This window comes from Rhizobium sp. WCS2018Hpa-16 (genome assembly GCF_031843705.1).
GTDB lineage: Bacteria > Pseudomonadota > Alphaproteobacteria > Rhizobiales > Rhizobiaceae > Agrobacterium > Agrobacterium tumefaciens_C.
Window position 1 is genome coordinate 143,278 of the sequence record NZ_JAVTIX010000002.1, and the last position, 15,925, is coordinate 159,202.

19 protein-coding genes are annotated in these 15,925 nt (G+C 58.8%); 11 read left to right on the forward strand and 8 right to left on the reverse strand.

Annotated elements, in window-relative coordinates; translation table 11 throughout:
- Positions 1–3: 3 nt before the first annotated feature.
- Complete coding sequence (locus RQI55_RS06810) at positions 4–903, reverse strand: ribokinase (protein WP_243256846.1); 900 nt, start codon at positions 901–903, stop codon at positions 4–6.
- A 61-nt stretch (positions 904–964) separates the two neighbouring features.
- Positions 965–2,161 carry a DNA recombination protein RmuC gene (locus RQI55_RS06815; RefSeq protein WP_243256845.1) on the reverse strand — a complete coding sequence of 399 codons (1,197 nt, stop codon included), beginning with the start codon at positions 2,159–2,161 and terminating at the stop codon, positions 965–967.
- 150 nt (positions 2,162–2,311) lie between these two features.
- On the opposite strand from RQI55_RS06815, the gene def reads away from it, so the two are divergent.
- From def to truA, 3 genes are read left to right on the forward strand one after another with little or no spacing between them, the layout of a single operon-like run.
- The gene (gene def / locus RQI55_RS06820; protein ID WP_243256844.1) at positions 2,312–2,824 is read left to right on the forward strand and encodes a peptide deformylase; all 513 of its coding nucleotides are present in this window, start codon (positions 2,312–2,314) and stop codon (positions 2,822–2,824) included.
- A 51-nt stretch (positions 2,825–2,875) separates the two neighbouring features.
- Positions 2,876–3,811: a methionyl-tRNA formyltransferase gene (gene fmt, locus RQI55_RS06825; RefSeq protein WP_042616232.1), complete on the forward strand. Its 936-nt coding sequence runs from the start codon at positions 2,876–2,878 to the stop codon at positions 3,809–3,811.
- A complete protein-coding gene (truA, locus tag RQI55_RS06830; RefSeq protein ID WP_311272435.1) occupies positions 3,811–4,617 on the forward strand; it encodes a tRNA pseudouridine(38-40) synthase TruA in 807 nt (268 codons plus the stop codon). The genes fmt and truA overlap by 1 nt, the downstream gene beginning before the upstream one ends.
- Before the next feature lie 13 nt (positions 4,618–4,630).
- Here the strand turns inward: truA and RQI55_RS06835 are convergent, their stop codons facing one another.
- From RQI55_RS06835 to dapD, 3 genes are read right to left on the reverse strand one after another with little or no spacing between them, the layout of a single operon-like run.
- Complete coding sequence (locus tag RQI55_RS06835; RefSeq protein ID WP_243256842.1) at positions 4,631–5,227, reverse strand: hypothetical protein; 597 nt, start codon at positions 5,225–5,227, stop codon at positions 4,631–4,633.
- Positions 5,211–6,407, reverse strand: coding sequence for a succinyl-diaminopimelate desuccinylase (gene dapE / locus RQI55_RS06840; protein ID WP_311272437.1), 1,197 nt, complete (start codon positions 6,405–6,407; stop codon positions 5,211–5,213). Before dapE ends, RQI55_RS06835 begins: the two co-directional genes overlap by 17 nt.
- An 18-nt stretch (positions 6,408–6,425) precedes the next feature.
- The gene (gene dapD / locus RQI55_RS06845; protein ID WP_042616236.1) at positions 6,426–7,280 is read right to left on the reverse strand and encodes a 2,3,4,5-tetrahydropyridine-2,6-dicarboxylate N-succinyltransferase; all 855 of its coding nucleotides are present in this window, start codon (positions 7,278–7,280) and stop codon (positions 6,426–6,428) included.
- A gap of 137 nt (positions 7,281–7,417) precedes the next feature.
- Between dapD and RQI55_RS06850 the strand changes: the two genes are divergently transcribed.
- Positions 7,418–8,278: an LOG family protein gene (locus RQI55_RS06850; protein ID WP_243256840.1), complete on the forward strand. Its 861-nt coding sequence runs from the start codon at positions 7,418–7,420 to the stop codon at positions 8,276–8,278.
- A gap of 142 nt (positions 8,279–8,420) precedes the next feature.
- On the opposite strand, the gene RQI55_RS06855 is transcribed toward RQI55_RS06850, so the two are convergent.
- The gene (locus RQI55_RS06855; protein WP_243256839.1) at positions 8,421–9,365 is read right to left on the reverse strand and encodes a nucleoside hydrolase; all 945 of its coding nucleotides are present in this window, start codon (positions 9,363–9,365) and stop codon (positions 8,421–8,423) included.
- Positions 9,366–9,548: 183 nt separating this feature from the next.
- Here RQI55_RS06855 and RQI55_RS06860 point away from each other — a divergent pair, with 183 nt between their 5' ends.
- Positions 9,549–9,974, forward strand: a complete 426-nt coding sequence (locus tag RQI55_RS06860) for an Hsp20 family protein (protein WP_243256838.1) — start codon at positions 9,549–9,551, stop codon at positions 9,972–9,974.
- A 60-nt stretch (positions 9,975–10,034) separates the two neighbouring features.
- A complete protein-coding gene (locus RQI55_RS06865; protein WP_042616240.1) occupies positions 10,035–10,292 on the forward strand; it encodes a DUF1150 family protein in 258 nt (85 codons plus the stop codon).
- Positions 10,293–10,365: 73 nt separating this feature from the next.
- Here RQI55_RS06865 and RQI55_RS06870 read toward each other — a convergent pair whose 3' ends face one another.
- Complete coding sequence (locus RQI55_RS06870) at positions 10,366–11,001, reverse strand: trimeric intracellular cation channel family protein (RefSeq protein ID WP_042616394.1); 636 nt, start codon at positions 10,999–11,001, stop codon at positions 10,366–10,368.
- A gap of 187 nt (positions 11,002–11,188) precedes the next feature.
- On the opposite strand from RQI55_RS06870, the gene RQI55_RS06875 reads away from it, so the two are divergent.
- Entirely contained in the window at positions 11,189–11,608 is a 420-nt protein-coding gene (locus RQI55_RS06875) for a hypothetical protein (protein ID WP_192063818.1), read from the forward strand.
- A gap of 2 nt (positions 11,609–11,610) precedes the next feature.
- On the opposite strand, the gene RQI55_RS06880 is transcribed toward RQI55_RS06875, so the two are convergent.
- Complete coding sequence (locus RQI55_RS06880) at positions 11,611–12,324, reverse strand: YoaK family protein (RefSeq protein WP_243256837.1); 714 nt, start codon at positions 12,322–12,324, stop codon at positions 11,611–11,613.
- A gap of 160 nt (positions 12,325–12,484) precedes the next feature.
- Here RQI55_RS06880 and hutC point away from each other — a divergent pair, with 160 nt between their 5' ends.
- The 4 genes from hutC to RQI55_RS06900 all read left to right on the forward strand — a co-directional run bounded on the left by hutC (position 12,485) and on the right by RQI55_RS06900 (position 15,913).
- The gene (hutC, locus tag RQI55_RS06885; RefSeq protein WP_192063198.1) at positions 12,485–13,219 is read left to right on the forward strand and encodes a histidine utilization repressor; all 735 of its coding nucleotides are present in this window, start codon (positions 12,485–12,487) and stop codon (positions 13,217–13,219) included.
- A 200-nt stretch (positions 13,220–13,419) separates the two neighbouring features.
- Positions 13,420–14,517 carry a tonB-system energizer ExbB gene (gene exbB, locus RQI55_RS06890; RefSeq protein WP_243256836.1) on the forward strand — a complete coding sequence of 366 codons (1,098 nt, stop codon included), beginning with the start codon at positions 13,420–13,422 and terminating at the stop codon, positions 14,515–14,517.
- 2 nt (positions 14,518–14,519) lie between these two features.
- Complete coding sequence (exbD, locus tag RQI55_RS06895) at positions 14,520–14,996, forward strand: TonB system transport protein ExbD (RefSeq protein WP_243256835.1); 477 nt, start codon at positions 14,520–14,522, stop codon at positions 14,994–14,996.
- Positions 14,993–15,913, forward strand: coding sequence for a TonB family protein (locus tag RQI55_RS06900; protein WP_243256834.1), 921 nt, complete (start codon positions 14,993–14,995; stop codon positions 15,911–15,913). The genes exbD and RQI55_RS06900 overlap by 4 nt, the downstream gene beginning before the upstream one ends.
- Positions 15,914–15,925 lie beyond the last annotated feature (12 nt).

Below are 15,925 nucleotides of genomic sequence, written 5' to 3' on the forward strand. Positions count from 1 at the left end.
TGATCAGATGTTCGCGTCCACCTCGGATGCGACGGGGATGGATGGCTGTGCGCCTGGGCGAGTGCAGGCCAGTGAGCCAGCAACAGCAGCGCGGCGCAGTGCGGCTTCAAAATCGAGACCAGCATCAAGGCTGGCCGCGAGATAACCGCAGAACGTGTCGCCAGCGCCGACCGTATCCACGGGCTCAATCTTCAGGCCCTTTGCCTTGACCAGCTTTCCATTGCGAATGGCGATGACGCCTTCTGCACCCAGTGTGACGATGAGCGTCTGTCCGGTTTCATTGTGAAGAGAGACAAGCTCTTTTTCCCGCTGGTCGGCGGAGAGATTATCCTTCCCGATCAGCAGCTCGAACTCCGTCTCGTTGGCGATCACGATATCAGCCATGCGCGACAGGCGCTGCGCATGCGAAGTCAACGGTGCCGTGTTGATGATGGTCGTGACGCGTTTCGCCTTGGCGGCTTTGAGCGCGGCCTCGATGGCATCTGCAGGCACCTCGAACTGCAGCATCAGAATATCGCCTGCTGCCATTTCAGAGATTGCGCGGTCTGCATCTTCGGGCGAAACTTCGCCATTGGCGGCGGGAATGACCGAAATCATGTTTTCCCCGCCTTCGCCAATCAGGATAACGGCGGTTCCGGTTGGCACGGCCACGGTCTTGATGAGCGACAGATCCGCTCTCGCATCACGAAGAAGCGTCAAGGCGGGCGCGGCGAACGCATCATCACCAATGGCACCAGCCATTTTAACGGTAGCACCGGCCCGACGGGCGGCCAGCGCCTGATTGGCGCCCTTGCCACCGGCGGCGGTCGAGAAGGATTTGCCGGTCACGGTCTCGCCGGGCTTTGGCAGGCGGTCGGATATGGCGACGAGGTCCATGTTGATGGAGCCGAAAACTGTGATCATGCGGGTCATTCCAAAGGGGGTAAAAACGAAGTCGAAACAGACGGCGACTTTGCCGGGTGTATCACTCGTCGTCAACCACCCTCAGCTTGGCAGAACCGGCGCGAACCTCTGAAATGCGGCGCAGCTGCTCGGCTTCCAGATGAGCGATTTCCTTTTGCGAGGGCGCAAAATCCAGGCTCTCGATTTTGACACCGCGCGCCAGAACCTTGTCAGACGAGGTCAACATCATGTCCACGTCCTTTTGCACCAGCCCGAAATGCGACTGCAATTTGCGCGTCCGCTCATCCAGCCGCCGCACATCATCCATCAACAGGGCCACTTCACCCTGAATGAGGTGAGCCTGTTCGCGCATCCGCTGGTCCTTCAGCACCGATTGGATGACCTGCACGGACAGCATCAGGAGGGACGGGGAAACAATGACCACGCGGGAGCGGTGCGCACGCTGGACCAGATTTTCAAAATGTTGGTGAATATCGGCAAAGATCGATTCCGAGGGCACGAAGATAAAGGCGGTGTCCTGCGTTTCGCCCGAAATCAGATATTTGTCGGCGACATCACGAATATGCACTTCCATGTCGCGACGAAACTGCTGCGTGGCGGCCCGCTTTGCCTCAGGCGAATCATCGGCTTTCAGTGCATTCCAGGCTTCGAGCGGAAACTTTGCATCAATCACCAGCGGCGGTGCATTGTTGGGCATTCTGATGGTGCAATCGGGTCGAAATCCGTTAGAAAGCGTGGGCTGCAAGCTATAGGAGCCGGAGGGCAGGGCGTCGGCAATGAGGGCTTCCATACGCGCTTGGCCGAAGGCGCCGCGTGTCTGCTTGTTGGAAAGGATAGCCTGCAGACCGATCACATCCTTGGCCAGATCCTGAATATTGCCCTGCGCAGCATCGATGACCGCAAGTCTCTCCTGCAGCTTGCTGAGATTTTCATGGGTGGAGCGGGTCTGCTCCGTCAAGGTCGTGCCGATCCGCTGCGACATGCCGTCCAGACGGTCGTTCAGCGTCTGGCTCATTTCGTTTTGACGGGCGCTGAGGCTCTCCGTCATGGCGGCGATGCGGCCGTGCAATTCCGACTGGGTTCGCAAAAGTTCGGTGATTTCATCCCGTGACTGGTCTACCACCGGCGGCCTTCGGAAGATAAGGATCGCCGCGACAAGACACCCGACAAGGAGAAGGGCGAGCATTGCGCCAACCGATATGTCGTTGCCACCAAGACTGAAAGCTGTCGTACCAAGAGCGTTAAAATCAATGTTCATAAGCAAATCTAACAGATTTCCCGTGATTCGTCAGATCAAAGCATGAACATTTCCACGGCGTAAATGAGTCCGCTTTTTCGTCTTTCGGGCCGTGAATGGTGCCTTCTATTTTTTGTTTCCTCGAAAGAAGAGATGCGTTATGGGGAAGCCATGACGATCAAACCTCTTATTATTTTGCCTGATCCTTTGCTGCGCCAGCAATCCAAGCCCATCGAACAGGTGGATGCCGAGATCACGCGTCTGGCCGATGACATGCTGGAAACCATGTATGATGCGCCGGGCATTGGCCTTGCCGCCATTCAGATCGGCGTGCCGCGCCGCATGCTTGTCATCGATATCTCGCGCGAGGATGAAGACCGCAAGCCAATCGTTTTCATCAATCCTGAAATCCTCACCGTGTCGGATGATATTTCGACCTATGAGGAGGGTTGTCTTTCGATCCCGGATTATTACGCCGAGGTGGAGCGCCCAGCTGCCCTGACATTGGCTTATATCGACCGCGACGGCAAGAAGCAGACGCTTGAGGCTGACGGTTTGCTGGCAACCTGTCTGCAACACGAGATCGACCATCTGAACGGTGTGCTGTTCATCGACCACATTTCCCGATTGAAGCGGGAAATGGTCATCAAGAAATTCACCAAAGCGGCCCGCGCAAAATTCTGATCCGCCGATCTCTTTAGATCGACGGGTACATCTGCGGGACAGGGGGCATCCATGGCACTTCGCATCATTTTCATGGGTACACCGGACTTTTCCGTTCCCACCTTGCGCGCCCTTGTCGATGCAGGCCATGAGATCGTGGCGGTTTATACGCAGCCGCCGCGCCCCGGCGGACGTCGTGGCCTTGATCTCCAGAAGTCACCTGTCCATCAGGCCGCCGAATTGCTCGGCATTCCGGTTCTGACACCTCTCAATTTCAAGGCGGAAGAAGACCGGGCGACGTTCAGGGACTTCAATGCCGATGTGGCGGTTGTCGTGGCCTACGGCTTGCTATTGCCGGATGCCATTTTGAGCGGCACGCGCCTCGGCTGCTATAATGGCCATGCCTCACTCCTGCCGCGCTGGCGCGGTGCCGCCCCCATTCAGCGTGCCATCATGGCAGGTGATACGGAAACCGGCATTATGGTGATGCAGATGGAAAAGGGGCTGGACACCGGCCCCGTCGCACTCACAGCACGCATCACGATTACGGCTGACATGACAGCCGGCGCGCTGCATGACAGTCTCATGCTGGCGGGTGCGCGGCTGATGCGCGAGGCGATGCTGAAGCTCGAAGATGGCGATCTGCCTGTCACGCCGCAGCCGGAGGAGGGTGTGGTCTACGCGGCCAAGATCGACAAGGGTGAAACCCGCATCGATTTTTCCCGCTCCAGTCAGGATGTGCACAACCACATCAGGGGCCTTTCGCCCTTTCCCGGCGCATGGTTCGAAATGGATATAGGCGGCAAGGCCGAGCGCGTGAAGGTGCTGGAATCGCAGGTTGCGAGCGGCATGGGCGAGGCGGGGTCGGTTTTGGATGATGCCCTGACAGTTGCCTGTGGCAGCGGTGCAGTTCGCCTTTTGCGCCTGCAAAAGGCCGGCGGCAAGCCCATGCTGGCGGATGATTTTCTGCGCGGCACCAAGGTCTCTGTCGGAACGAGGCTCGGCTGATGCCACGCTTTCGCATGACCGTCGAATATGATGGTTCTCCCTATTACGGTTGGCAGCGACAGACCAACGGCCCCTCCGTGCAGGGCGCGCTGGAGGCTGCCGTTCTGTCGCTGACAGAAGAAACCGTCAGCTTTCGCGGCGCTGGTCGCACCGATTCCGGTGTTCACGCCAAGGGGCAGGTCACCCATGTGGATCTGACGCGGGAGTGGGAACCCTACAAGCTGCGCAATGCGCTGAACGCCCATCTGGCCATGGCGGGCGAGGCGGTGTCGATTCTTGACGTCGCAGCGGTCACGCAGGATTTCGACGCACGCTTTTCAGCCCTTCGCCGCCATTATCTTTACCGCATCATCTGTCGCAAATCGCGGTTGGCGCTGGAACACAAGCGCGCATGGTGGGTATCCAAAGACCTTGACCATGAGGCCATGCACGCGGCAGCGCAGACGCTGGTCGGGCGACATGATTTCACGACATTCCGCTCCGTGCACTGTCAGGCAAACAGCCCGGTGCGCACGCTTGACCGGCTGGATGTGACACGCGATGGCGACCTGATCGAAATCCGCGCTACGGCGCAAAGCTTCCTGCACAATCAGATCCGCTCCTTTGCCGGCACTCTGAAACTGGCGGGGGATGGCGGCATGACAGTGGATGATGTGAAGGCGGCCCTTGAGGCCCGAGATCGCAAGGCCTGCGGCCCTGTTGCGCCGCCCGAGGGCCTCTATTTCATGCAGGTGGATTATCCCGATGTGATACCGCCGCGACAGCCAAGACCTGAGTTGGCGGCTGACGGTGACGATCTATCGTGATCGCATCGGCGGATCAGCTCGGATAGACGCCGAGAAACCGTTGCAACAGCTCTGAGAGAAGCATGCCGGGAATGAGCAGCGTCATGACGATCGCGGCCACTAGCAAGGGCTGTTCACGCACGAAAAACTTTACGATCCGCGAGAAGCTGAACACCAGCGTCAGCAGCAGCGAAAACCACAGGATCGCAATCAGTCCCTGCAAGGAGGGGACGAGCAGCGCGATGAGGATCAGCGCCGCATAGGCGTAGGAAAACGGCAGCGACAGCCAGTTGGCGACGACGATGAGGGCCGAAAACTTCTGCTTGGCGCCAAATGACATCAGCAAAAGCCCGATGAGGATCAAGGGCACCATCCAGCAGATTGCCTCGACCATGGCCAGCCGCACGAAGAACAGGCCGCCGGTGCCGACGCCCTTCGGCAAGACGGAAACATAGGCCTCATGCCACCAGTACCAGGACAGCGCCATGGATGGCAGGCAGAGAAGTGCGGCATAAAAGGACCGCGTCATTCCACGGTCGGAGAGGTCCAGCAGACGTCCCCCGGCTGGATCGCCCAGAAACAGCAGCCACAGGCCTCTCATATAGAGCGCGACTTCACTCCGCGATGGCATGGCTGAACCAGCGTTGCAGGAAGGTCTCATAGATGCGCGTCAGCGTTTCGAGATCGGCAACGGCCACGCGCTCGTCCACCATGTGCATGGTCTGGCCGACGAGGCCGAATTCCACCACCGGGCAATAATCCTTGATGAAACGCGCATCCGACGTGCCGCCGGTCGTCGATAGCTTGGGCTCATTGCCGGTGACTTCGGCCACAGCGCCTGAGAGCGATGAGATGAGCGCGTTGTTGCGCGTCAGGAAGACATGAGCTGGACGATCTGCCCAGACGATATCGTATTTGACCGGCGTGCGATCCGGGCGAAGCGCACCATCGGCGGCGGCTTCATCCAGACGGCGGATAATTTCGGCGCGCACGGTCTCCGCTGTCCACGTATCGTTGAAGCGGATATTGAAGGCAGCCGTCGCCTTGGCCGGAATGACGTTCGTTGCCGGGTTGCCGGTATCGATGGTCGTCACTTCCAGGTTGGATGGCTGGAAATTGTCGGTTCCCTGATCGAATGGCGGGTCCATCAGCGCGTGGGTGAGCTGCAGAAGGCCGCGAACGGGATTATCGGCCAGATGCGGATAGGCCGCGTGGCCCTGAACGCCATGGACGGTGATGCGACCGGACAGTGATCCGCGACGGCCGATCTTGATCATGTCGCCAAGGCGGTCGGGGTTGGTCGGTTCACCCACAATGCAGGCGTCCCATGTTTCGCCCTTGGCAGCGGCCCATTCCAACAGTTTGGATGTGCCGTTGATCGATGGCCCCTCCTCGTCACCGGTGATGAGGAAGGAGACCGACCCGTCAGGTGCACCGTGCTTTTCGATGTGGCGGGCAATGGCTGCGATGAAACAGGCGATACCGCCTTTCATGTCCACAGCACCTCGACCAAACATCTCACCATGAGCGATCTCTGCCGAGAAAGGTGGATGGCTCCAGGCCGCCTCATCGCCCACCGGCACCACATCGGTATGGCCCGCAAACATCAGATGCGGACCTTTCGTGCCGATGCGTGCATAGAGGTTTTCGACGTCAGGCGTACCCTCTTCCGTCGCCATTACGCGCTCCACGGCAAAGCCCAGCGGTGTCAGCAGCGTGTCGAGCAGCGTTAGTGCTCCACCTTCTACTGGCGTGACCGAAGGGCAACGGATGAGAGCGGCGAGATTGGCGACGGGATCGGGGGCATTCATGGGGTCAGTCTACTCTTGTCAGTCGCGCAGCAACTCGTTGATGCCGGTCTTGGAACGGGTCTTCTCATCGACGGTCTTGACGATGACGGCGCAATAGAGGCTTGGCCCCATCTCGCCATTGGGGAAGGGCTTGCCCGGCATGGTGCCAGCAACGACCACGGAGTAAGGCGGCACTTCGCCGTAGGTGATGGAGCCGGTGGCGCGATCGACGATCTTGGTGGACTGTCCGATATAGACGCCCATACCGAGAACCGCACCTTCGCGAATGATGCAGCCTTCGACCACTTCCGAGCGTGCACCGATGAAGCAATTGTCTTCGATGATGGTCGGTCCGGCCTGAAGAGGCTCCAGAACGCCACCAATGCCGACGCCGCCGGACAGGTGTACATGCTTCCCGATCTGCGCGCAGGAGCCGACGGTTGCCCATGTGTCAACCATCGTGCCTTCACCGACATGGGCGCCAAGATTGACGAAGGATGGCATCAGGACAACATTCTTGCCGATGTAGGCCGAGCGTCTCACGACAGCGTTTGGTACAGCGCGAAAGCCTGCTGCGCGGAACTGGTTTTCACCCCAGTTCTCGAATTTGGATGGCACCTTGTCCCACCAGGTGGATTCGCCCGGGCCGCCGGTCACGATGTCCATGTCGTTGAGGCGGAAAGACAAAAGCACGGCCTTTTTCAGCCACTGGTTCACGGTCCACTTGCCATCGGCCTGCCGTTCGGCAACACGCACCTGGCCGGCATCCAGCAGATTCAGGGAAGTCTCGACAGCATCGCGAATTTCGCCTTTGGTCGATATGTTGACGCTGTCACGATTATCGAATGCAGATTCGATGATTGTTTCAAGAGAGCCAAGATCCGAGATGCTCATGAGGATTCCTTAAACTTCGCTGACTATCGTCACATAAAGGGAATATCCGCACCGCTGGCCGGACATGGCCAATTGCTCTAAGCGAGTGTTTCAAGGGCGTCAATGTGATTTGGCGCAGGCAGACGAAAGGCATTGAGATGGCAAGACTGAAAAACGGCAAGTTGCGGCGTAAGGACGGCTCCTGGGACCCGTTGAAATCCAGTTCCGCTGACAAGCAGCAGGCGGAGGGCGTTCCCCAGACCCCGCAATCGGTCTCGCCAACCTACCGTCTTGCCTACGCCGACCCCGATTTTCTGTGCCGTGAAGAGTTGCGCCCCATCCGGCTGCAGCTGGAATTGATGAAGCCGGAAATGATCCTTTCTGAGCGCGGCATCAACTCCACCGTCGTTCTGTTTGGCGGCGCGCGTATTCCAGAACCCGGCGGCAATGCCTGGGCGGCCCGCAATGAAACCCAGCGCAAAAACCTCGAGGCTGCGTCCGTCTATTATGACGAGGCCCGCAAGTTCGCCAAGCTTTGCGCCAAGGAATCCGAAAAGCAGGATCACCGCGAATATGTCGTGATGACCGGCGGTGGCCCGGGTGTGATGGAGGCGGGCAATCGCGGTGCGGCGGAAGCCGGAGCGCCATCCATCGGCCTCAACATCCTGTTGCCGCATGAACAGGCACCCAATCCGCATGTGACCCCGGAACTCAGCTTCAACTTCCACTATTTCGCCATTCGCAAAATGCATTTCCTCATGCGCGCCAAGGCTGTGGTGGTGTTTCCGGGCGGCTTCGGCACGCTGGATGAGCTGTTTGAAACGCTGACCCTGATCCAGACCAAGCGCATGGCACCCATCCCGCTGATCCTGTTCGGTGAGGCCTTCTGGCGGTCCATCATCAATTTCGAGGCGCTTGCCGATTTCGGCACGATTGCACCCGATGATATGGATCTCCTGCATTTCGCCGAAACGGCCGAAGATGCCTGGAAGGTCATTGCGGATTTCTATGAGCTTTGACTGATGCTGCCAACAGGCACAGAATTCGTCATCCTCGGGCTTGACCCGAGGATCTAAAGAACCACAACATTGGCCGTGATTAGATCCTCGGGACAAGCCCTGATATGACGGCAGAAAGAGCGATTGGCTCTCTCCTTCCGATTTAAATCCGGGCGAAGCGCTCGGTCAGAAGTGCGAAGAAGCCGTCTGCATCCACATCGCGCATGACGCGGGTGTTCGGCTCGCGGCCTGTCACCTTCCACCAGTCGACCACGGTCATGCCGATGGTGAGTTCGGAATTGACCTCGATCTCGACGTTGCAATCGCGCCCATCGAAGAGTTCCGGCTTGATCAGATAGGCGATGACGCTCGGATCATGCAGCGGTCCGCCATCGGAGCCGTATTTTTCCACGTCGAAACGCTCGAAGAACTCCAGCATCTCCACCATGGCAATGGCAGGGCGCGTGCCGATTTCTCTGATGGCAGCAATGCGGGCCTTGGTGGTCAGCAGCTTGTGCGTCACATCGAGCGGCATCATGACCAGCGGAATGCCTGAGCGAAACACGATGTCTGCTGCATGCGGATCGACATAGATGTTGAATTCCGCCGCTGGCGTGATGTTGCCACCCTCAAAGAAGCCGCCGCCCATCAGCACCAGTTCCTTGATCCGTGGTGCAATGTCGGGCGCCTTCTGCAAGGCGGTTGCGATATTTGTCAGCGCGCCGAGGGTGCACAGCGTGATTGTGCCTTCCGGTTCACGGCGTATCGTTTCGATGATGAAGTCGATGGCGTTTTGGGATTGCGCGGCCAGAACTGGCTCCGGCAAGGTCGGGCCATCCAGCCCGGTGCTGCCATGCACGTGTTCGGCGGTAATGGGGTCGCGCACCAGCGGGCGCTCGCAGCCTTCGTAGACGGGAATGTCGGTGCGGTTGCACAGTTCCAGCATGATGCGAATGTTGCGGCTGGTCAGCTTCAGCGGCACATTGCCTGCAACGGCACAGAGGCCGAGAATTTCGATTTCCTCTGGGCTTGCCAACGCCAGCATGATGGCGGCTGCGTCGTCCTGTCCAGGGTCGGTGTCGATGATGATTTTTCTGCGCTCGGCCATGATTGTCCTGTTTCTTGTATGACATGCCTTTTCAAGCCTGTTTCGGAAGCTTGTCAAGCATGCGGAGGTTCAGACTTTTCCCGCCACGGCGTTCTTGCTTTGCAAACACCATATTACCATATGAAAGCATGCCGCCGTAAACGGGGCAGACGATCGTCGCTTGGGCACAAGGACTGAAGAGATATGAGCCGTATGACACCATTCACCCATCCGTTGATGCTGGGTTTCGACGCCATGGAAAAAACGCTGGAGCGGATGGCGAAGGCAAATGACGGTTACCCACCCTACAATATTGAACGGCTGGTGGCCGATGGAGCGAGCCCGGAGCGCCTGCGCATCACCATTGCGGTTGCCGGTTTTTCCGAGGATGAGCTGGAAGTCACCACGGCAGACAACCAACTGGTCATTCGCGGTCGCCAGCAAGAGCAGGATGCCAAGGACTATCTCTATCGCGGCATTGCCGCACGCCAGTTCCAGCGCGTCTTCGTGCTGGCGGATGGGATGCAGGTCAATGCTGCGCGCCTTCGCAACGGCCTTCTTTCCATTGATCTCACACGACCAGAAATCTCTAGTGTGGTGAAAAAAATTAACATTTCCGTTTCACAATAGGATTCTGCACGCCAAGCGACGCACCGCGGCGCGACGTCTGAAGAATATGGAGGCCGGATTATGCTCTTGAAAGAAGCGCATGCGCGTTTGACCCAGTCACAGCTCGCTCACATCGGTGCAGGAGAGGTTGGATATATCCGCAAGATACGCGCCGAGGAAGTGAACCGCTGCTTCCCTGAAGCGCCCAATATCGATCCCGGCCTTGATCTATGGGCCCTCTTTGGTGCGGATGGTACCCCAATCCTTCTGACAGACAATCGCTCCAGCACCTTCTTCAAGGCTGCGGAAGATGAATTACGCACCATCAGCGTGCACTGAGAATTTCAGATCTTTATTGATGAACTGTCTGAGGCGCCGAAAGGCGCCTTTTGCATTGAGGCGATGGGGAGACCTACATGACGTCTTCAGGCGGTCTGCCGGGGCGGGGATGGTAGCGCGGGAATGTCCAACCGAAAATCAGCGCGCCGCTTCTAATGGCAAAGGCGGTGAGCACGCCGACGGCAGACGCGACAAGAAGTGGCATGCCGATGGCGTGGGCGGCGGTGAACACGCAGGCACCCGCCAAGGCACAGCTGATATAGACCTCCGGCCTCAAAAGTACCGAGGGTTCGCCAGCCAGAATATCACGCAACAGACCCCCAAAGGTCGCGGTCATAGTGCCGGTCACGATGGCCACGGTGGGCGAGCCGGTAACGGCCAAGCCTTTAGCGGCTCCCATCACGCAATAGGCGGATAGGCCCACGGCATCCAGCCAGATCAAGAGACGGTAGCGAGATTCCAGCAGATGGGCTGTCAAATAGACGAGGGCTGCGATGACGGCACAGACCAGAATATAGGTGGGGTTGATAACCCAGAATACCGGAGCACGGCCAAGAACGAGATCGCGAAGCGTACCGCCGCCAATGCCTGTCACCGCCGCAAAAAACAGAAAGCCAATGAAATCCAGCTGCTTGCGGGAGGCCGCGAGCGCACCCGTTGCTGCGAAAACGGCAACGCCGGCATAATCGAGAAAGGCCAGAAGGGTCATGGAAAGGCGCTCCTCGAATGTTTGCGCGGTCAGTGTGACGCAAGGGCCGCCGGATAGAATCCACAGCCGGATCAAATATGACATGCCCCATGCCGCCGCATCCATAGCGGAAACAGACCCAAAGGAAAATGCCGTGAAACGCCTTCTCTTCGTTACGCTTCAAACGCTTGTGCTTCTGGCGTTTCCCATGATGGCGCAGGCCCAGCAGCAATTGGTCAGCGACCCCGAGATTTACGAGAAAGACCACTTTCGCACCGAGTGCAAAGTGGCGGAGTTCGGCCCCGGTTTTGTGACCCGCCTCGATATCAACAATGACGGGCTGATGGATGCACTGACCAACCGTGGCGAACTGACCTGCGACGGCGAAAAGGGACGCAGCTGCAACGAGGATGGCTGCCCCTATAATTTCTATGTGCAGGTCAAGGAAGGCGGCTATCTGATGATCGCGACCGCCACAATCTACGGTTATGACTTCATCATGCGTTTCGGCAACATGGTCTTCGAGTTGAAAATGCACCCGCGTTTTTGCGAGCGCACCGACACCGCGCCCTGCATCATGACCGTGCGTGTCCGGGGCACGAAATTCGTGACGATTTCCGCCAAATAGGCTTATTTCCGCCTGACGGTTCCGGTCATCACATTGGCCTGGAACCGGCGGCTCAGAGCGTGGGGCATGAGCAGGCTGGCGAGCGCGAGGGCAAAGATCAGCAAAGCGACAATCAAGAGTGCCTGAGCCTGAACGAAGGTCGCAAGAATTGCGCCTGAAATGGCCCCTGTCACCATGCCGATCCACGGCACGATCTGGATGGTCCAGTCCAGCTTGCGCTCACCCAGAATGAAACGCCCGATGCCGCGCCCGAAGCGGGAAAGCGCGCCGGTCACATAGGTGAGGCCAATCGGCAGGCCCTCGACATGTTCAACGGCAGCATTGATCATGCCCATGGCGAAAACAACGAGATAGAATGCCCCCAATGTCATGTCGCGGGTCTGCAACAGCGCGGCGCAGGCCATGGCAAGGCTGACCGAGCACAGAACGGTAAAAAGCCGCCGCTGCGAGGTTTGCGCGATAATGACGCCACCCGCATTGCCCGCCACGAAAATCAGAATCGCGAGCAGCAGGATCAGGCCATGGTCCGTATCGCCGGATTGCAGAGAGAGCGCTGCGCGGGTCGTGTTTCCGGTCATGAAGGATACGAAATCTCCCGACATGGTCACACCGATCGCATCCGTCATGCCCGCGATGAAGGAAATGGCGGCAACAAGCGCAATGCCAGCTGCCGTGCGCCTTGCGCGGATGATTGTGCGGCGTCTCTGTCGGGTCATGAGGTCTCGTATATCGTGTTCGGACCCTTGCGATCTGCGTGCCCGGAACAAGGGGAGTGTAAGCCCGCCGCCACTTGGTTTTCAACCGTGATGATGCTCCATATGGCTAAGCAGGTTGGGGGATGGTATCACCGCACGATGCAACAGGACGAGCGAACTTATGACTGACGCCCCTCGGGTTCAGGAAAAATCACTGCATGAGCGGATTATGGGCGATGTCGAAGGGCGTATTCTGTCCGGCGAATGGCCGCCCGGCCACCGCATTCCCTTCGAGCACGAACTGACGCTGGACTATGGCTGCTCACGGATGACCGTGAACAAGGCCTTGGGCGAGCTGGTGAAGAAAGGTCTGATCGAGCGCCGCCGCCGTTCCGGCTCCTTCGTGACGCAGCCGCATGCGCAATCGGCCGTTCTGGAAATTCAGGACATTCAACGTGAGGTGCAGGCGCTTGGGCTGATCTATGCTTACCGGCTTGATCGTCGCCAATTGCGGACATCGACCGCCGCCGACCAGGCCATGCTGGGTGTGGAAGCGGGTGCTTCGGTCCTCTCGTTGACCTGCCGCCACTTTGCCGCCGACGCGCCCTTTTGTCTTGAAGAGCGGGTCATCAACGTCTCAACCGTGCCCGAAGCAAAGGATGCCGATTTTTCCACGACAGGGCCGGGATCATGGCTGTTGCAGATGGTGCCCTGGAGTGCCGCCGAACATCGCATCCGTGCGATAGCGGCAGACAAGCGCGTGGCTGAAGCGCTGGCCATTCCCAACGGAACCGCCTGTTTGGTGATAGAACGCCGAACATCGAACGGACAGGCCTATATCACTCACGTAAAAGTGACTTATCCCGGAGATCGTCACGAGCTGGTGGCGCAATTCATGCCGTCGCAGCAGATCTAAGCCTTATCTCCCACAGTCTTTTTACATAAGGCGAGTTTGCGGATCATATTTTCCTGATCTATTAGTTGTCTTTCCCAGTCAACTTTGTTAGCGAGGCAAGCAGACACGATTGCATCCGAGATTTTTCGAGACATGCAGGTTGTGGCTTTCAAATCTTCGCTTTTACGAGATCCGGGATTATGATGATGGCACCTGATAGAATGACCTTTTTGTCAAACTCCACTGCTTTGTCGAAAAAACGGTGCAGGTCTGCTGTCATCACGCTATCTCTGGCTGCCGGTCTTTGCGCCGGTTCAGCCCTGGCCCAGACGCCACCCGCGCCACCGTCAACAGCGCCTGCGCCTGTTGTGCAGGACGCGGCGCCATCGACGCAAACACAGGTCAATCCCGCACCAGTAGAGCCCACCCCGGCACCTGCTGCGCCTACCCAGTCGGACGCCACGCCCGCGCAGCCACAGCCGCAGGCGGCACCTGCAGCCGCAAATGATGCGCCGCTTCAGCCGACGCTCGCCGATCCGCAAGCGCCTGCCGCAGCTGAGGCTCCGGCCACCGGCACAGCTGATGCACGCACGGATATTCCGCACAACCTGTCCCCATGGGGCATGTTCATGGCCGCCGACTGGGTGGTCAAGAGTGTGATGATCGGGCTAGCCATCGCATCGCTGATGACATGGACCGTCTGGATTGCAAAGACCATCGAGCTTGCCGGTGCAAGCATTCGCGCCAAGTCCACGCTCAAGATCGTTCACAAGTCGCGGACGCTCGCAGAAGCCACTGATGCGCTGGAGAAAAAGGGTGGTCCAGGCGCGCTCATGCTGCGCATGGCGACCCATGAAATGCAGCTTTCCGACGCTGTTGTGGAGCACACGGATGGCGGTGGCATCAAGGAGCGCGTCTCTTCCGTTCTCGGTCGCATCGAAACCCATGCAGGACGCCGCATGTCACGCGGAACGGGCGTTCTGGCGACCATCGGTTCGGTTTCACCTTTTGTCGGCCTGTTCGGAACGGTCTGGGGCATCATGAATTCGTTCATCAGCATCTCGGAATCGCAGACGACCAATCTCGCCGTCGTGGCACCCGGTATTGCCGAAGCCCTTCTGGCAACCGCCATCGGTCTGGTTGCCGCCATTCCGGCAGTGGTGATCTATAACGTCTTTGCCCGTTCCATCACCGGCTATCGCCACTTGCTGGCCGATGTCGCTGCCGGTGTCGAACGCCTCGTCAGCCGCGATCTTGATTTCCGCCGCATTCCGCCAGGCAGCTCTGCGCGGCCTGCCGTCTCGCTCGTGGGGCGCTGATCATGGCTGGCGGTATTCGGGAAGGCGGTGGAGACGAACTCTCCGAGAACCACGAGATTAACGTCACGCCCTTCATCGACGTGATGCTGGTTCTGCTGATCATCTTCATGGTGGCGGCACCTCTGGCAACTGTCGATGTGAATGTCGATCTGCCCGCATCCAGCGCAAAACCCGCGGAGCGTCCCGAAGAGCCGCTCTACCTCACGGTCAAGGATGACCTCTCGCTCAATCTTGGCAATGACGCTGTCTCAAAGGATGCGCTGGCTGCGAGCCTTGATGCGCGCACAGGCGGCAAGAAAGACACTCGTATTTTCCTGCGTGCCGACAAGGCGGTCGACTACGGCCACTTCATGGAGGTCATCAACATGCTGCGTGACAGCGGCTATCTCAAGATCGCGCTTGTGGGCCTAGAGGGCGCGGCGGCTGCAAGCCCGCCCGCAGCCGGACCTGCGCCTGCGCCCGGTGGAGCCACGCCATGAGTGACGGCTCCTTCCCCATTCCCGGACGCTCCCGGCTGGGAGAAGTTGCCCTCTGGGCGGTTGCCGGTCTGTTGACGCTTTCCGTCCATGCGGGCGGTGCCTACTACCTGATGCAGGAACCGGTCGAGCAGGAAGTCGATGGCGGCCCGCCAGCGGCCATCATGATTGAACTTGCTGCGCTTCCGGAAGCCGTGCAGACGGAAGAAACGGTTGAAACCAATGATGTGGAGGACGTTCAGGACGTCAAAAGTATAGTTTCCGAGCCGTTAGAGGATGTGCCTCCTCCCGAAATGCCACAGCCCATGCCAGAGCCAATCGTTCAGGAAACGCCGCCTGAGCCTGAGCCAATGCCGGAACCTCCGCAGGAGGTGGTCGAACCCTTGCCGGAAGAACCGCCAGAGCCGGTAGAAGAGATCGACCCGATACAGGAACAGCAGATGGCGGCGCTCGAAAACGTCGAAGTGCCGCTGCCGGTGTTGCGCCCGCCACCGCCGCCTGTTGCCGAGAAAAAGAAGGAAGAGGTCGAAAAGAAAAAGGTTGAACGCAAGTCAACCCCTGCACCTCCCGCATCCGCCGAGAAGACGGCCGCCAGGGTCGAAACGACAAAGTCGGACCGCACCGCAGCGGCCAAAACCAGCGCAGGTTTCTTCTCGTCTTCTGTTTCGCCCGCAAAGTGGAACTCAAGGGTCCGTTCCGCCGTCTCACGTCGCGTATCGCGTGAAGGCTCCAAAGGAATGGCCGTCACCGTCGCTTTTAACGTGAGCGGTGGTGGCTCCATCGGTGGCGTTCGCGTTCTAGGCTCCACAGGAGATACGACCGTGGACAGGAAGATTGCTGGTTCTATCGAGGGTATCACCGTACCCGAGCCGCCGCCGGGCTCTCAAACTGCATTCCAGGTAAGAATCGAAATCCAGTGAGACCCGCCCAGA

What these genes read in the sequence shown, in the direction of transcription:
- RQI55_RS06810 (WP_243256846.1), bottom strand. Translation starts at nt 903, where the DNA reads ATGATCACAGTTTTCGGCTCCATCAACATGGACCTCGTCGCCATATCC.
- RQI55_RS06815 (WP_243256845.1), bottom strand. Translation starts at nt 2,161, where the DNA reads ATGAACATTGATTTTAACGCTCTTGGTACGACAGCTTTCAGTCTTGGT.
- def (WP_243256844.1), top strand. Translation starts at nt 2,312, where the DNA reads ATGACGATCAAACCTCTTATTATTTTGCCTGATCCTTTGCTGCGCCAG.
- fmt (WP_042616232.1), top strand. Translation starts at nt 2,876, where the DNA reads ATGGCACTTCGCATCATTTTCATGGGTACACCGGACTTTTCCGTTCCC.
- truA (WP_311272435.1), top strand. Translation starts at nt 3,811, where the DNA reads ATGCCACGCTTTCGCATGACCGTCGAATATGATGGTTCTCCCTATTAC.
- RQI55_RS06835 (WP_243256842.1), bottom strand. Translation starts at nt 5,227, where the DNA reads ATGCCATCGCGGAGTGAAGTCGCGCTCTATATGAGAGGCCTGTGGCTG.
- dapE (WP_311272437.1), bottom strand. Translation starts at nt 6,407, where the DNA reads ATGAATGCCCCCGATCCCGTCGCCAATCTCGCCGCTCTCATCCGTTGC.
- dapD (WP_042616236.1), bottom strand. Translation starts at nt 7,280, where the DNA reads ATGAGCATCTCGGATCTTGGCTCTCTTGAAACAATCATCGAATCTGCA.
- RQI55_RS06850 (WP_243256840.1), top strand. Translation starts at nt 7,418, where the DNA reads ATGGCAAGACTGAAAAACGGCAAGTTGCGGCGTAAGGACGGCTCCTGG.
- RQI55_RS06855 (WP_243256839.1), bottom strand. Translation starts at nt 9,365, where the DNA reads ATGGCCGAGCGCAGAAAAATCATCATCGACACCGACCCTGGACAGGAC.
- RQI55_RS06860 (WP_243256838.1), top strand. Translation starts at nt 9,549, where the DNA reads ATGAGCCGTATGACACCATTCACCCATCCGTTGATGCTGGGTTTCGAC.
- RQI55_RS06865 (WP_042616240.1), top strand. Translation starts at nt 10,035, where the DNA reads ATGCTCTTGAAAGAAGCGCATGCGCGTTTGACCCAGTCACAGCTCGCT.
- RQI55_RS06870 (WP_042616394.1), bottom strand. Translation starts at nt 11,001, where the DNA reads ATGACCCTTCTGGCCTTTCTCGATTATGCCGGCGTTGCCGTTTTCGCA.
- RQI55_RS06875 (WP_192063818.1), top strand. Translation starts at nt 11,189, where the DNA reads ATGATGGCGCAGGCCCAGCAGCAATTGGTCAGCGACCCCGAGATTTAC.
- RQI55_RS06880 (WP_243256837.1), bottom strand. Translation starts at nt 12,324, where the DNA reads ATGACCCGACAGAGACGCCGCACAATCATCCGCGCAAGGCGCACGGCA.
- hutC (WP_192063198.1), top strand. Translation starts at nt 12,485, where the DNA reads ATGACTGACGCCCCTCGGGTTCAGGAAAAATCACTGCATGAGCGGATT.
- exbB (WP_243256836.1), top strand. Translation starts at nt 13,420, where the DNA reads ATGACCTTTTTGTCAAACTCCACTGCTTTGTCGAAAAAACGGTGCAGG.
- exbD (WP_243256835.1), top strand. Translation starts at nt 14,520, where the DNA reads ATGGCTGGCGGTATTCGGGAAGGCGGTGGAGACGAACTCTCCGAGAAC.
- RQI55_RS06900 (WP_243256834.1), top strand. Translation starts at nt 14,993, where the DNA reads ATGAGTGACGGCTCCTTCCCCATTCCCGGACGCTCCCGGCTGGGAGAA.